16 protein-coding genes, 1 tRNA gene and 1 pseudogene are annotated in these 13,450 nt (G+C 44.1%); 16 read left to right on the top strand and 2 right to left on the bottom strand.

The features are described from left to right. The first annotated feature begins 31 nt into the window (after positions 1-31). Together ADH49_RS06495 and gltX are read left to right on the top strand one after the other, a co-directional pair. Entirely contained in the window at positions 32-814 is a 783-nt protein-coding gene (locus ADH49_RS06495) for an alpha/beta hydrolase (RefSeq protein WP_048690889.1), read from the top strand. Between the two features lie 98 nt (positions 815-912). Then, positions 913-2,373: a glutamate--tRNA ligase gene (gene gltX, locus ADH49_RS06490; protein WP_048690888.1), complete on the top strand. Its 1,461-nt coding sequence runs from the start codon at positions 913-915 to the stop codon at positions 2,371-2,373. A gap of 149 nt (positions 2,374-2,522) precedes the next feature. Here the strand turns inward: gltX and ADH49_RS10280 are convergent. Further along, positions 2,523-2,690: pseudogene (locus ADH49_RS10280) on the bottom strand (ISL3 family transposase); the annotation flags it as partial. A gap of 181 nt (positions 2,691-2,871) precedes the next feature. Here ADH49_RS10280 and ADH49_RS06485 point away from each other — a divergent pair. The 11 genes from ADH49_RS06485 to rsmA all read left to right on the top strand — a co-directional run bounded on the left by ADH49_RS06485 (position 2,872) and on the right by rsmA (position 10,868). After that, positions 2,872-3,789 (top strand): TDT family transporter, encoded by a 918-nt coding sequence (locus tag ADH49_RS06485; protein WP_048690886.1) that lies wholly within the window; start codon positions 2,872-2,874, stop codon positions 3,787-3,789. 110 nt (positions 3,790-3,899) lie between these two features. Continuing rightward, a complete protein-coding gene (locus tag ADH49_RS06480; RefSeq protein ID WP_048690884.1) occupies positions 3,900-4,595 on the top strand; it encodes a CPBP family intramembrane glutamic endopeptidase in 696 nt (231 codons plus the stop codon). Positions 4,596-4,701: 106 nt separating this feature from the next. Then, positions 4,702-5,043: a ribonuclease P protein component gene (gene rnpA, locus ADH49_RS06475; protein ID WP_048690882.1), complete on the top strand. Its 342-nt coding sequence runs from the start codon at positions 4,702-4,704 to the stop codon at positions 5,041-5,043. 4 nt (positions 5,044-5,047) lie between these two features. Continuing rightward, positions 5,048-5,863 (top strand): YidC/Oxa1 family membrane protein insertase, encoded by an 816-nt coding sequence (locus ADH49_RS06470; protein ID WP_048690880.1) that lies wholly within the window; start codon positions 5,048-5,050, stop codon positions 5,861-5,863. A gap of 15 nt (positions 5,864-5,878) precedes the next feature. Further along, positions 5,879-6,823: an RNA-binding cell elongation regulator Jag/EloR gene (jag, locus tag ADH49_RS06465; protein WP_048690877.1), complete on the top strand. Its 945-nt coding sequence runs from the start codon at positions 5,879-5,881 to the stop codon at positions 6,821-6,823. A gap of 85 nt (positions 6,824-6,908) precedes the next feature. Then, positions 6,909-7,553 (top strand): hypothetical protein, encoded by a 645-nt coding sequence (locus ADH49_RS06460; protein WP_048690875.1) that lies wholly within the window; start codon positions 6,909-6,911, stop codon positions 7,551-7,553. Positions 7,554-7,699: 146 nt separating this feature from the next. Beyond that, positions 7,700-7,834: a 50S ribosomal protein L34 gene (gene rpmH / locus ADH49_RS06455; RefSeq protein ID WP_003003086.1), complete on the top strand. Its 135-nt coding sequence runs from the start codon at positions 7,700-7,702 to the stop codon at positions 7,832-7,834. A 121-nt stretch (positions 7,835-7,955) separates the two neighbouring features. After that, the gene (locus tag ADH49_RS06450; RefSeq protein WP_048690873.1) at positions 7,956-8,726 is read left to right on the top strand and encodes a TatD family hydrolase; all 771 of its coding nucleotides are present in this window, start codon (positions 7,956-7,958) and stop codon (positions 8,724-8,726) included. After that, on the top strand, positions 8,698-9,282 hold the full coding sequence (gene rnmV / locus ADH49_RS06445; RefSeq protein WP_172605119.1) for a ribonuclease M5: 585 nt from the start codon (positions 8,698-8,700) through the stop codon (positions 9,280-9,282). The genes ADH49_RS06450 and rnmV overlap by 29 nt, the downstream gene beginning before the upstream one ends. A 20-nt stretch (positions 9,283-9,302) precedes the next feature. Further along, complete coding sequence (locus ADH49_RS06440; protein ID WP_048690870.1) at positions 9,303-9,929, top strand: immunity protein Imm33 domain-containing protein; 627 nt, start codon at positions 9,303-9,305, stop codon at positions 9,927-9,929. A 63-nt stretch (positions 9,930-9,992) separates the two neighbouring features. Then, the gene (gene rsmA, locus ADH49_RS06435) at positions 9,993-10,868 is read left to right on the top strand and encodes a 16S rRNA (adenine(1518)-N(6)/adenine(1519)-N(6))-dimethyltransferase RsmA (protein WP_048690867.1); all 876 of its coding nucleotides are present in this window, start codon (positions 9,993-9,995) and stop codon (positions 10,866-10,868) included. A 137-nt stretch (positions 10,869-11,005) separates the two neighbouring features. Here rsmA and ADH49_RS06425 read toward each other — a convergent pair. Then, positions 11,006-11,088 (bottom strand) — tRNA-Leu (locus tag ADH49_RS06425). A 182-nt stretch (positions 11,089-11,270) separates the two neighbouring features. On the opposite strand from ADH49_RS06425, the gene rsgA reads away from it, so the two are divergent. The 3 genes from rsgA to ADH49_RS06410 are packed head-to-tail and all read left to right on the top strand — an operon-like array spanning position 11,271 to position 13,449. After that, positions 11,271-12,149, top strand: coding sequence for a ribosome small subunit-dependent GTPase A (gene rsgA / locus ADH49_RS06420; RefSeq protein WP_048690865.1), 879 nt, complete (start codon positions 11,271-11,273; stop codon positions 12,147-12,149). Between the two features lie 15 nt (positions 12,150-12,164). Then, the gene (rpe, locus tag ADH49_RS06415) at positions 12,165-12,824 is read left to right on the top strand and encodes a ribulose-phosphate 3-epimerase (RefSeq protein WP_023024510.1); all 660 of its coding nucleotides are present in this window, start codon (positions 12,165-12,167) and stop codon (positions 12,822-12,824) included. Continuing rightward, the gene (locus ADH49_RS06410) at positions 12,784-13,449 is read left to right on the top strand and encodes a thiamine diphosphokinase (RefSeq protein ID WP_048690863.1); all 666 of its coding nucleotides are present in this window, start codon (positions 12,784-12,786) and stop codon (positions 13,447-13,449) included. Before rpe ends, ADH49_RS06410 begins: the two co-directional genes overlap by 41 nt. Position 13,450 lies beyond the last annotated feature (1 nt).

The raw sequence follows: 13,450 nt of genomic DNA, 5'->3' as shown, positions 1-13,450 counted from the left end.
AAGGAAAAGAAGAAATAGTGAGGAAAGATAGATGGCAGTAATGCAGATTGAATACTATTCAGAAGCGCTCGCAATGGAGTGGGGGATCAACGTCCTCTACCCAGATGGATCTCGGGTGGAAAATCCAGATGATCAAGATATCCCGGTCCTCTATCTCCTTCATGGGATGAATGGCAATCAGTACTCCTGGTTGAAACGGACCAATGTAGAACGGATCTTACGTTCGACCAATCTGATTGTTGTCTTGCCTAATACCAATAATGGTTGGTATACGGATACCCAGTATGGCTATCCCTACTACACAGCCATCGCAGAGGAATTGCCTAAGACCTTGGCACGCTTCTTCCCCAATATGACTAAGAAGCGGGAGAAGACCTTTATCGCTGGTCTATCGATGGGGGGCTATGGATCTTTCAAACTCGCCCTTCAAACCAATCGCTTCTCGCATGCTGCTAGCTTTTCTGGTGCTCTTAGCTTTGAGGGACGTCAACTGGCAGACACTGACCTTGGCAGTAAGGCTTATTGGCAAGGGGTCTTTGGAGAGCTAGAAGATTGGACGACGAGTCCTTACTCCTTGGAGAGCATTGCGGAGAAGTACTCAGATAAAAAGACGGTCTTATGGGCGTGGTGTGGCGAGCAGGATGCTCTGTATGAGGCCAACAATACAGCTGTTGATCATCTGAAGGACCTCGGTTTTGATATCACCTACAGCCATGGACCAGGAAAACATGAATGGTTTTATTGGGAGCGGGAGTTGGAGCATTTCTTAGCAACCCTGCCAATTGATTTTGAACTAGAAGAACGACTCGATTAGGAAGCTACTCATGCAGAGATATGCTATAATAGAGTGAAAAGTGCCTGGGCCAGTTAGAAGAGAAGCCCAGAATCAATGAACAATTAGGAGAAACATACGTGACTAAAGATATTCGTGTGCGTTATGCACCAAGTCCAACCGGACTACTACACATCGGAAATGCTCGTACAGCATTGTTTAACTACTTGTATGCGCGCCACCATGGTGGAACCTTTATCATCCGTATCGAAGATACGGACCGTAAGCGCCACGTCGAAGATGGAGAACGTTCCCAGCTGGAAAACCTTCGTTGGTTGGGTATGGACTGGGATGAAAGTCCAGAGACGCATGAGAACTACCGCCAGTCTGAACGTTTGGAACTCTATCAAAAATACATTGACCAACTCTTGGCCGAAGGAAAAGCCTATAAATCTTACGTTACAGAAGAAGAGTTGGTAGCGGAACGTGAACGCCAAGAAGCGGCGGGTGAAACACCTCGCTATATCAATGAATACCTTGGCATGAGCGAAGAAAAAAAAGCAGCTTATATCGCAGAACGTGAAGCAGCGGGAATTATTCCTACGGTTCGCTTGGCAGTGAATGAGTCAGGTATCTACAAATGGCATGATATGGTCAAAGGCGATATTGAGTTTGAAGGTGGCAATATCGGTGGTGACTGGGTTATCCAAAAGAAAGATGGTTACCCAACTTACAACTTTGCCGTTGTGATCGATGACCATGACATGCAAATCTCTCACGTCATCCGTGGAGATGACCACATTGCCAATACACCAAAACAGCTCATGGTTTATGAAGCGCTTGGATGGGAAGCTCCAGAGTTCGGTCACATGACCTTGATCATCAACTCTGAAACTGGTAAGAAGTTGTCTAAACGCGATACCAATACCCTTCAGTTCATCGAAGACTATCGTAAGAAAGGGTACCTTCCAGAAGCAGTCTTTAACTTTATCGCCCTTCTTGGTTGGAACCCTGGTGGGGAAGACGAAATCTTCTCTCGCGAAGAACTCATCAAGCTCTTTGATGAAAACCGCCTCAGCAAGTCTCCAGCAGCATTCGACCAAAAGAAAATGGACTGGATGAGCAATGAGTATATCAAGAATGCAGATCTTGCGACCATTTTTGAAATGGCAAAACCATTCCTCGAAGCAGCAGGACGTTTGACAGACAAGGCTGAGAAATTGGTGGAACTCTATAAACCACAAATGAAGTCAGTGGATGAAATCGTTCCATTGACAGACCTCTTCTTCTCGGACTTCCCAGAATTGACCGAAGCTGAGAAAGAAGTCATGGCTGGTGAAACAGTACCAACGGTACTTGAAGCATTCAAAGCCAAGCTCGAAGCCATGTCAGATGACGAGTTTGTGGCAGAAAATATCTTCCCGCAAATCAAAGCAGTTCAAAAAGAAACAGGTATCAAAGGGAAGAACCTCTTCATGCCAATCCGTATCGCCGTTTCAGGAGAGATGCACGGACCAGAATTGCCAGAAACCATCTACTTGCTTGGTCGCGAGAAATCTATCCAACACATTGAAAAAATGTTGGAAGAAATTGCAAAATAGGAATACATTTATTCTTATTTAAGAATGTTGACAGAGGCTTATAGATTGCATTATAAAGAAGTAAGTGTCAAGATTGCTACTCTAAAATCTCAGAGGGAGATTGGAGAAGGACTCTGGGTATTTTGTCAGCTATAATGGGTGAGGAAACGTTACACCTTGGAGAGGATCGAATTGGTTCTCTCCTTTTTGATGTTCAAAACGATGAAAATTCTAGTTTTAAAGTGGTCAATGTTCTGGAAAGCAACAGTATTTTGCTTGATGCCTTTGATGAGGTTATTGGTAGCTTTCAGTTTTACATTTGAATAGGGGAGTTCTATGTGTTAATGGTCTTTAGAGATTTATGGGGCTTATTTACAGCAAAAAAACTCCATAATTCCTTATATACTAGAGTAATTAAAGCATTTTAAAAAAGAAGTAGTTTTAGTGTCTACTTTTTTTTGATGATCCCTCCTGGTATTTTATGGTATACTGAAAGCGATAAAATGATTGGAGATCAAGATGAAAAAGATTCCTTTAGCATTTTCAGGCTGCCTGTTAGGTTTAGCAGGGGCTGGAAACCTTCTGTCTGATACCTTCCCAGTTCTGGCTCATTTCTTCAGTTTGACGGGTTTGATCCTATGGGTTTTCTTTTTATGTCACCATCTGATCTACTGGTCAGAAACCAAGATTGAACTACAAGAACCGGCCCTTCTATCTGGGATGGCGACCTTCCCCATGGCTGGGATGGTTTTATCGACTTATCTCTTACGACTCTTTCCGACATTTGGAGGACTCGCCCAGGCAGTTTGGTGGGCTGCTTTCCTCTTAGATTGTGGCTTGATCTTCTACTTTACCAAGACCCATATATTGGCAAAACCAAGAGCCAATGCCACCCCTAGTTGGACCGTTCTTTATGTGGGGATTGCTGTTGCTGCCTTGACCTACCCAGTGGTAGGAGTGGTTGGGCTGGCCTATCTGACTTTCGGATTTGGCTTTGTCTTAACCTTGATTCTTTACCCCTTGATCTACCAGGGGTTGAAGACCGCCCCTTTACCGAGCCACTTATTAGGGCAAGAAGGCATCTATTGTGCCCCCTTTTCTCTTCTGTTAGCGGCCCTGGTTCGTGTGGGTGGAGCCAGTCTACCTGTTTGGCTGTTATACACCATGGTTGGACTCTCTCAAGCTTTTTATTTCTTCGTTTTAACGCGTCTGCCTAAAATGTTAAAAGAGGGCTTTCAACCAGCCTTTTCAGCCTTAACCTTCCCGACGGTCATCACAGCTACTTCCCTGAAAATGGCCCAAGGCCTATTGCACAGTTCTCTGTTAAGGCCCCTTGTCTGGTTAGAAACCATTCTGTGTCTAGCCATTCTTGTGTCCGTGCTTGTAGGCTTTGTGATTTACATAAAAGGGGAGAACGAGCATTCCAATAGAAATTAGAGGTCAGAGACGGTTGTCTCGACCTTTTTGGGTTCACTTTCTAATTGAATCCTAGGAATGATTATGGTAAGATGCAATAAATCATTTTTTGTCTCCCTCGAAAGGAATGTATGAAATTTTTAAAGACAAAAGCCAAGCTCTTTTATCCACTTTTACTACTGGTCTTCTATATCTTAGTTCGGCCACAATTTCGCGAGTTGGCCCAACTAGTCAGCAACCAAGTCGGCCAAGCTCTTAGCTATTTTTGGACCCTTCTCTTTTTAGAGGCAGGTTATTTGGTGCTTGTTTTTTCATTGGTAAAGAAATACAGTCCACGTATGGTTTTTCAGTGGGCGAAGAAGAAACAATTCCTTCCCGCTATCTACGCTACTATATTCTCCAGTTGTGCCATCTACTGGCTAGACTACTTTCTTAGTGGGTTCACCAAAGGACGTCTAGCTATTTATCACTCTTTTCCGGTGACCTTGGAAGCCTTAGGATCTCTCATCCTCTTTGTATTAGTGGTCATCATTCGACCGATGACCGTGGAACTGATCTTTCGTGGAGCGCTTGTCCAAGCCTATTTTAAAAAATGGCCCTTCTACGCGAGTGTATGGGCCCCAGCCCTTATCTATAGTGGACTTCAATTCCTCCAGCATCCTTTTACTTTTTTGAGTTTTTTGATCTATACCATCCCCGCCCTTATTTTTGGATTATTGAATGAAAAGACGAGCTCATTGTATTATCCTATCCTTGCTCATATCGGCTTGAACTTCATTTATAGCTTACCCATCATCTTATCAACCATCCAGCATCTCTTCTCCTAGCCGTTTTGACGGCACTGGAGGAGGCTTTAAACCAAGAGCCAGAAGGTCGTTGGTTTTTTTTGAAATTATGGTATAATAGAATAAATTTAAAAGAGGGAGTGGGAGTTTGAGAAAAAGCTATCGTGTCAAGCGAGAAAAAGATTTCAATGCCATTTTTAAAAGCGGCAAGAATTGTGCAAATAGAAAATTTGTCATCTACCGTTTGCCACAAGAGCAGCCCCATTTCCGTGTCGGCTTATCCGTGAGTAAAAAACTAGGAAATGCTGTGACACGCAACCGAATCAAGCGCTTGATTCGGCATGTTTTAATGAAGCACCAGGATCATCTTGTAGCAGATGATTTTGTTGTGATTGCTCGAAAGGGAGTTGAAGAACTGGATTTTGATCAGGTCGAAAAAAATCTAGTCCATGTATTAAAATTAGCGCAAGTCTATCGTCAGGAAAGGTAATTACGTGAAAAAGAAACTAAAAGTAGCTAGCTTACTCGGAGGAGCCCTCCTTTTATTAACAGCCTGTGGAACGTCTGAAGTGACTTCCCAATCATCAGGAGTTTGGGAAAAATTTGTTTACTTCTTTGCTGAAGTCATCCGTTTTCTTTCTATCGGAGGAAACATCGGAGTCGGGATTATCCTCTTCACTCTCTTGATTCGGACCATTCTTTTGCCAGTTTTCCAATACCAAATGACCTCCTCGCGCAAAATGCAGGAGATTCAGCCACTAGTGAAAGAAATCCAGGCCAAGTATCCTGGGAAGGATTTGGAAAGCCGCACTCGCATGTCAGAAGAAATGCGGGAACTCTATAAAGAAAAAGGCGTCAAGACTTCCTCTGCCTTCTTGCCATTGCTTGTTCAAATGCCAGTCTTGATGGCCTTGTTCCAAGCTTTGAGTCGGGTAGAATTCCTAAAAGTCGGTCATTTTCTTTGGTTGGATATGAGCGCAACAGACCCAACCTTTATTTTGCCAGTTTTGGCAGCCGTCTTCACCTTCTTTAGCACCTGGTTGAGCAACAAAGCCATGCCAGAAAAAAATGGTGGAATGACAGCCATGATGTATGCAATGCCCGTGATGATTTTCTTCTTTGCTATGTACTCAGCCAGCGGGGTTGCTCTCTACTGGGTGGTTTCCAATGCTTACCAAGTTGGGCAAACTTACCTATTGAACAATCCATTTAAGATTATTGCGGCGCGTGAAGCAGAGCAACAGGCAATCAAAGATCTAGAAAAACAAAAACGACGTGCATTTAACAAAGCACAGAAAAAGAAAAACTAAGAAGGAGTTTGACAGATGGTCCAATATACAGGAGTCAATGTTGAAGAAGCCATTCAAAATGGTTTGAAAGAATTAGATATCCCGCGCATGAAAGCACATATTACTGTCGTTTCTCGTGAAAAGAAAGGGTTCCTTGGTCTCTTTGGTAAGAAGCCAGCTGTGGTAGACATCGAACCAATTGCAGAAACTACAGTGACAAAAGCCAATCAACAAGCTGTTAAGGGAGTTCCTGAGGAAATTAATGCTCAAAATGAACCTGTCAAGAGTGTCAGTGAAGAGACTGTTGATTTGGGGCGCGTGGTAGCAGCGATTAAAAAAGTTGAAGAAGAAGGCCAAGAAGTTTCTGAAGAAGTGAAGGCTGAGATTCTCAAACATGAGAAGGCTCCTGAAACCATTCTTGAAGAACAAGGTCATGGAGAGATTCTCGATTCAAGTCTTAACGAAGCTGAGATCCGCCAAACGTCTGATTTTGCTGACTTGGGCATTGAAGTAGAAGAAAGCTATGACATTGAAAAGGTTGTTTCTGATGTCACTGCCTATGTTCAAACCGTTATTGATGAAATGGATGTCGAAGCTAGCATCTCAAGCAGCTACAACCGTCGCACCATCAATATGCAGATTGATACCAATGAGCCAGGCCGTGTCATTGGCTACCACGGGAAAGTTCTCAAGGCCCTTCAATTGTTGGCACAGAACTACCTTTACAATCAGTATTCTAAGAATTTCTACATTGCGATCAACGTTAATGATTATGTTGAACACCGTGCAGAAGTCCTTCAAAGCTATGCGCAAAAATTGGCAAGTCGTGCTCTAGAAGAAGGTCGAGCGCAACATACAGATCCAATGTCTAATAGCGAACGCAAGATCATCCACCGCATCGTATCGAAAATGGATGGAGTCACCAGCTATTCTGAAGGAGAAGAACCAAATCGTTACGTTGTCGTCGATATTGAAGGTTAATCTGCCATCAAAAAAGGAAGATGCTAAAGGGAGAGAGGGGTGTAAGCTTGCTCTCTCCTTTTCTGTCTGAGAAAGGAAAACTAGAATGTATAGTAAGATAAGAGACTTTTTGAATTATCAGGGGATCAAGTACCTGGCTCCTGCTAAAGCTGGTGAGGATGCAGAGCGAATGGTAGAGTATCGCGAGTTAGGGCAAGAAGCTCGGCAGGAATTCACCCACTTGGTCAGCGATTTTCAGAAGCTCTTTCCGCATTTAAAACAAGATCGGACCAGTCAGTGGATGAATCAAGCTCAAATTCTTCGCCCTCATTTTTGGGCTTATCTCCAAGGAGAGGGAGAGATAACGGATCCGATGTTTGCCTTGCGACTTTATGGAGATGCGAAGGACTTTGGTGTGTCACTGGAAGTAAGTTTTATCGAACGCAAGAAGGATGAGGAGAGTCTACAAAAGCAGAACCGCGTTTTAACTCTTCCGGTTTCTTCGCCAGTCTATTACTTCGCCCAAATAGAAGGTGTCAGTCAACGATTCCAAGGGACAGAAGCCAATCGCCAGAGACTTCTCAAAGGTGTGGAAACTGGCCAGGTCCGAAAGGTCTTGGTAAAAGTCGATGTCAATCTATCGCAAGCGACGAGTCGAGATGCCATTCTTGAGGAATTAAAAAAAGGAATGGCTAGCTTGCTTCCTTACTATGAAGCGACTCGTCAAAGGATAGAAGGAGATGCCCAATAAAAGCGGTATCATTGAACCTGCCCCAACAAATTTTTCATAGCTATTGACAAACAGACGTGAATCAGATAGAATAGTAAAGTATGTTTAGTAACTGATCACATTATAGCCGGCTAAACGAATACAAAATCTATGAGGAGGTATTCATCGTGAAACGTACTTATCAACCAAGTAAACTTCGTCGTGCGCGCAAACATGGTTTCCGTCACCGTATGGCAACTAAAAACGGTCGTCGCGTATTGGCAGCTCGTCGTCGTAAAGGACGCAAAGTTTTGGCTGCGTAATTCAGATAAAAAACTAAAAACCAGTAGAAACTCGAGACTACTGGTTTTTGTTTTGCCAAAAGTGTATTCAGCTAGGCTTTCTGTTATAATAGAATGAGAAAAATCGTAGAAAAGGATCCATATGCAGATTTTTGATACTCATACTCACCTCAACGTTGAAGAGTTTGCAGGGAGAGAAAAAGAGGAATTAGAACTAGCTAAAGAGCTGGGAGTCCATGCCCACAATGTTGTTGGCTTTGACAAACCAACCATCGAACGAGCAATAGCCTTGGCCGACCAGTACCCGGAAGTTTATCTTACCCTGGGTTGGCATCCCACTGAGGCGGGCGACTATAGTCCTGAAGTAGAGGCTTATTTACTTGAACAGTTGAAACATCCTAAAGTCGTCGCCCTAGGAGAAATCGGTCTCGATTACCACTGGATGACGGCACCAAAAGACGTTCAAGAAAAGGTTTTTCGCCGTCAGATCCAACTGTCTAAGGACTTGGACTTGCCTTTTGTAGTGCATACGCGTGATGCTCTCGAAGATACCTACGCCATTATCAAGAGTGAAGGAGTGGGCCCGCGCGGTGGCATCATGCATTCTTTCTCCGGTAGTCTTGAAGAAGCCAAACGTTTCATGGATCTGGGAATGATGATTTCCTTCTCTGGAGTGGTGACGTTTAAGAAGGCGACAGATGTCCAAGAAGCGGCAGCTGGCCTTCCGCTTGATAAGATATTGGTTGAGACAGATGCCCCTTATCTGGCACCAGTTCCTAAGCGGGGCCGGGAAAATAAAACAGCCTACACCCGCTATGTAGTGGATCATATTGCAACACTACGTGGCTTGACAACAGAAGAAGTAGCTCAAGCCACCTATGACAATGCGAGAAAGGTATTTGGCCTTGACTGAGAAAAGAAAAATACCAGAAGTGATTGTTGTTGAAGGCAAGGATGATACGGCCAATCTGAAACGCTATTATGAGGTGGATACCTATGAGACACGTGGATCCGCCATTAATCATGATGACCTAGAACGAATTGCCACCTTGCAGGAGTTGCGTGGAGTCATAGTTTTTACGGATCCGGATTACAATGGGGAGCGCATTCGTAAGATCATCATGCAAGAAATTCCGCAGGCCAAGCATGCCTTTTTAAATCGTGGCGAAGCAGTACCCAAATCAAAAACCAAGGGCCGTTCCTTGGGAGTCGAGCATGCCAGCTTTGAAGACTTGGAAAAAGCCCTTGCTGGACTGGTGGGCTCCTATAAAGATGAGCATTTCTTTGATATTACCAAATCAGATCTGATGCGACTCGGTCTGCTGATGGGCAGTGAAAGTCGCAAACGACGGGAATATCTAGGAGAAGCCTTGCGCATCGGCTACTGCAATGGCAAACAACTGCTCAATCGCTTGGAGTTGTTTGGAATTTGTTTAGCGCAAGTCGAAGAAACGATGGCCAGTTATTAAAAAAGAGATAGAGGTGGAAGATGGGATTGTTCGACCTGTTTACAGATAAGAAAAAAGTGATAGGATTTTCTTTGGAGAATGTTCACGCAGAACATCAAAAGAATCCACGGCATTTTTTGATTCCAAGTCAAGAAGAAATCAACCAATTGAAGCTTGGGGACCAGGTTCGCCTCATCTTTGTGCTGGATACAGTCTTGGAGAATGGGTGTCGAGCAGAGCGTATGTGGGTCGAACTCACTGAAATCCGCGATGGGAAGTTCAAAGGATGTTTAACCAATCAACCGGCTTATATTACCACCATCCAGCTTGGAGATGAGCTGGAATTTGCCCAGGAACATATCGCCAGTCTGATGGTTCCTCCGCTGAATCTTGATACGCAAAAAGGGGCCATGATTACCAAGGATTGCTTCCTACGACGTGAGATTAATTGGGCGATTCACGATGTCCCTCATCATTCACAAGATAGTGGTTGGCAGTTCTTTACAGGTTATGAGTCCCAGGAAGACTTGGACGATCCGTCTAAGATTACCATCATCAGTCTTGAAGACGCCTTGGAAATGGAGCCCTTGTTGGAAACCGTCTTAGATAAGAACGGGGAAGCTTATGTTTACCAAGCGGAGCAGAATGCCTTTGTAGAAGACTGTTAGACTGGCCTGCGGAGAAAAAAGAGAGAGTATGTCTCACACTAAACGGATTAGAAAAGAGAAAAAATGAGAATTGCAGATTATAGCGTGACCAAGGCAGTGCTAGAGCGTCACGGTTTTACCTTTAAAAAATCCTTCGGTCAGAACTTCTTGACCGATACCAATATCCTTCAAAAGATTGTCGATACGGCTGAGATTGATAAAACAGTCAATGTCATCGAAATTGGTCCCGGAATTGGAGCTTTGACGGAGTTTTTGGCAGAAAATGCCGCAGAAGTCATGGCCTTTGAGATTGATGACCGCTTGGTGCCTATCTTAGCGGATACCTTGCGTGATTTTGACAATGTCACGGTTGTCAACCAAGACATCCTCAAGGTAGACCTCAACCAGTACATCGCAGAGTTCAAAAATCCAGAGCTTCCGATCAAGGTAGTGGCTAATCTTCCTTACTACATCACGACTCCCATCCTTATGCACTTGATCGAATCCAAGATTCCTTTCCAAGAATTTGTGGTTATGATGCAAAAAGAGGTGGCAGACCGTATTTCAGCCGAACCTAATACCAAAGCTTACGGGTCTTTGTCCATTGCAGTCCAATACTATATGACCGCTAAAGTAGCCTTTATCGTGCCTCGCACCGTCTTTGTGCCAGCGCCAAACGTCGATTCTGCCATCCTCAAGATGGTGCGTCGCCCAGAACCAGCAGTGGCAGTCAAGGATGAAGATTTCTTCTTCTCTGTCAGCAAGGCTAGCTTTGTCCACCGCCGCAAGACTCTATGGAACAACTTGACCAGTCGCTTTGGCAAGACTGAAGAAATCAAAGCCAAACTGGAAGGAGGGATTCAAGCTGCAGGCCTGCAACCTTCTGTACGAGGAGAATCCCTTAGCTTAGAAGACTTCGCTCGTTTGGCTGACGGACTTCTAGAAGCAGGAATAAAATAATAGAAAAGACATGAGATATGAATCTCATGTCTTTTTGAATGATGGAAGGAAAGGATGGGATTTGAACCCGCGCATGAAGAAAATCTTTGCCGGATTTCGAGTCCGGTGCCGTACCGAGCTGAGCCACCTTTCCAAGATGCGGAGAAAGGGATTTGAACCCTCACGCCCGAAGGGGCACATGCGCCTGAAGCATGCGTGTCTGCCGTTCCACCACCTCCGCATAGTTCTATTATACTCTTTTTAAAAGAAAAGCCAAGAAAAAATAGTAACAGAATTTATATAGTGATTCTGTACGGAGTCTTAAGGTAATATAAAATCCTAATATATATAGAATTTAAGGTTCGCAAGCGTTATCGTATATTTTTTGATATAATGGTAGTATTAACTTTAAAGGAGTGCCAGTTGCAAGGAACGATTGTTAAAGCCTTGGCCGGTTTTTATTATGTGGAGTGCGAGGGAGAAATTTACCAAACACGCGCCCGAGGAAATTTCCGGAAAAAGGGACAAACTCCCTATGTTGGAGATAAGGTAGAATTTTCAGCTGAAGAAAATTCGGAAGGCTATATTTTAAAAATATTCCCAAGAAAGAATAGCTTAGTCCGCCCACCCATTGTGAATATAGATCAGGCTGTCGTCATCATGTCTGCCAAAGAGCCGGATTTTAATGTTAATTTATTGGACCGCTTTTTAGTCCTCTTGGAACAAAAAGTGATTCATCCGATTGTCTATATTTCAAAAATGGACTTACTAGAAGATCCAGCTGAGGTGCTTCCTTTCCAGGAAGTCTATCGCCAAATGGGCTATGACTTTGTCACTGACAAGGAAGAGCTCTTGCCTCTCTTGAAGGATCAGGTGACGGTCTTTATGGGCCAAACAGGAGTGGGGAAATCCACCCTCTTGAATACCTTGGCTCCGGAGTTGGAACTAGAGACAGGAGAAATCTCCGACAGTCTTGGACGCGGCCGCCATACGACGCGAGCTGTCAGTTTTTATGATCTCAATGGGGGCAAAATTGCGGATACCCCTGGCTTCTCCTCTCTAGATTATGAAGTCGATAATGCGGAAGATCTCAATCATGCTTTTCCAGATATCGCCAAGGTGAGCCAGGCTTGCAAGTTCCGTACTTGTACCCACACACATGAACCATCCTGTGCCGTCAAGCCCGCTGTTGAGGAAGGGATCATAGCTTCCTTCCGCTATGAGAATTACTTACAGTTTTTGAGCGAGATCGAAAATAGGCGTGAAACCTACAAAAAAGTATCGAAAAAATTACCCAAATAAGGAGACCTGAAGAATATGAAAACAAACAAATTAGCCCCTTCTATTTTGAGTGCAGATTATGCAAATTTTGAAAGTGAATTGAAGAAATTGGAAGCATCTGGTGCAGAGTACGCTCACATCGATGTGATGGACGGCCACTTTGTGCCTAATATCAGCTTTGGTGCTGGTGTAGTTGCTAGTATGCGTCCTCACAGCAAGCTAGTGTTTGATTGCCATTTAATGGTTACCAATCCTGAGCAACATATCGAAGAGTTTGCGCGGGCCGGAGCAGATATCATTAGCATTCACGTCGAAGCGACGCCACACATCCATGGCGCCCTTCAAAAAATTCGTTTGGCAGGGGTGAAGCCAAGTGTGGTCATCAATCCAGGAACCCCTGTTGAAAGTATCCAACACATCTTGAACTTGGTAGATCAAGTACTTGTCATGACTGTCAACCCAGGATTTGGTGGGCAAGCCTTCCTGCCAGAAACCATGGATAAGATTCGTCAATTGGTTCAATTGCGTGAAGAAAAAGGCTTGGATTTCGATATTGAAGTCGATGGGGGAATTGATGATAAAACGATTCACGCCGCGAAAGAAGCAGGGGCAAATGTCTTTGTAGCAGGTTCCTATGTGTTTAATGGAGATGTGAATGAACGAGTTCAAACCCTTCGAGCAGCCATCCAAGACTAAGGTTGCGATTGTAGCTGGAGGACGAGTGGAAACCATTCCGCTAGACTTGGATGTTTATGTCGGGGTAGATGCAGGCTGCCTTTTCCTATTAGAGCAAGGATTGGAACTATCTTTAGCAGTTGGAGATTTTGACTCGGTCGAGCCTGAAGAATTCCAGAGTATTCAATCTGCGGCTCATGAATTACAGACTTCGGTAGCAGAAAAAAATGATACGGATCTGGAATTGGCGATTAAGGAAGTGTTAGAACGTTGGCCTCAAGAGGACATTCTGATTTTTGGAGCCTTTGGTGGTCGTCTGGATCACCACTTGGCCAGCGTTTTTTTGCCCAGCGATCCAGAGATTGCACCCTCTATGTCGCAACTTTACTTGATGGACCAACAAAATTATCTCTGCTATCGTCCAGCAGGCCGCCATACCATTCTGCCTATAGCAGGCTATACCTATGTAGCTTTTATGCCAGTTGAGGGAGCTTCCATCCAGATTGAAGGAGCCAAGTATCCCTTAAATCAGACCAATTATTTTAAAAAGGCTATTTATGGTTCCAACGAGTTTATCAATCAGCCGATTACCTTAACTGTTGATCGAGGCTACGCCCTTATCATTTATAGCAAGGATGGGAAATAAG

The organism is Streptococcus sp. 400_SSPC (assembly GCF_001072745.1).
Lineage (GTDB): Bacteria > Bacillota > Bacilli > Lactobacillales > Streptococcaceae > Streptococcus > Streptococcus xiaochunlingii.
The sequence above is the reverse complement of the archived record's forward strand: the minus strand, read 5'-3'. Positions and strand labels throughout refer to the sequence as shown.

Excerpts from the sequence above, each read along its gene's own strand:
- ADH49_RS06440 (WP_048690870.1), top strand. The coding sequence starts at position 9,303 with ATGGGATTGTTCGACCTGTTTACAGATAAGAAAAAAGTGATAGGATTT.
- ADH49_RS06450 (WP_048690873.1), top strand. The coding sequence starts at position 7,956 with ATGCAGATTTTTGATACTCATACTCACCTCAACGTTGAAGAGTTTGCA.
- ADH49_RS06410 (WP_048690863.1), top strand. The coding sequence starts at position 12,784 with ATGAACGAGTTCAAACCCTTCGAGCAGCCATCCAAGACTAAGGTTGCG.
- rnmV (WP_172605119.1), top strand. The coding sequence starts at position 8,698 with ATGCGAGAAAGGTATTTGGCCTTGACTGAGAAAAGAAAAATACCAGAA.
- ADH49_RS06460 (WP_048690875.1), top strand. The coding sequence starts at position 6,909 with ATGTATAGTAAGATAAGAGACTTTTTGAATTATCAGGGGATCAAGTAC.
- ADH49_RS06485 (WP_048690886.1), top strand. The coding sequence starts at position 2,872 with ATGAAAAAGATTCCTTTAGCATTTTCAGGCTGCCTGTTAGGTTTAGCA.
- ADH49_RS06480 (WP_048690884.1), top strand. The coding sequence starts at position 3,900 with ATGAAATTTTTAAAGACAAAAGCCAAGCTCTTTTATCCACTTTTACTA.
- rsmA (WP_048690867.1), top strand. The coding sequence starts at position 9,993 with ATGAGAATTGCAGATTATAGCGTGACCAAGGCAGTGCTAGAGCGTCAC.
- ADH49_RS06495 (WP_048690889.1), top strand. The coding sequence starts at position 32 with ATGGCAGTAATGCAGATTGAATACTATTCAGAAGCGCTCGCAATGGAG.
- jag (WP_048690877.1), top strand. The coding sequence starts at position 5,879 with ATGGTCCAATATACAGGAGTCAATGTTGAAGAAGCCATTCAAAATGGT.
- rpe (WP_023024510.1), top strand. The coding sequence starts at position 12,165 with ATGAAAACAAACAAATTAGCCCCTTCTATTTTGAGTGCAGATTATGCA.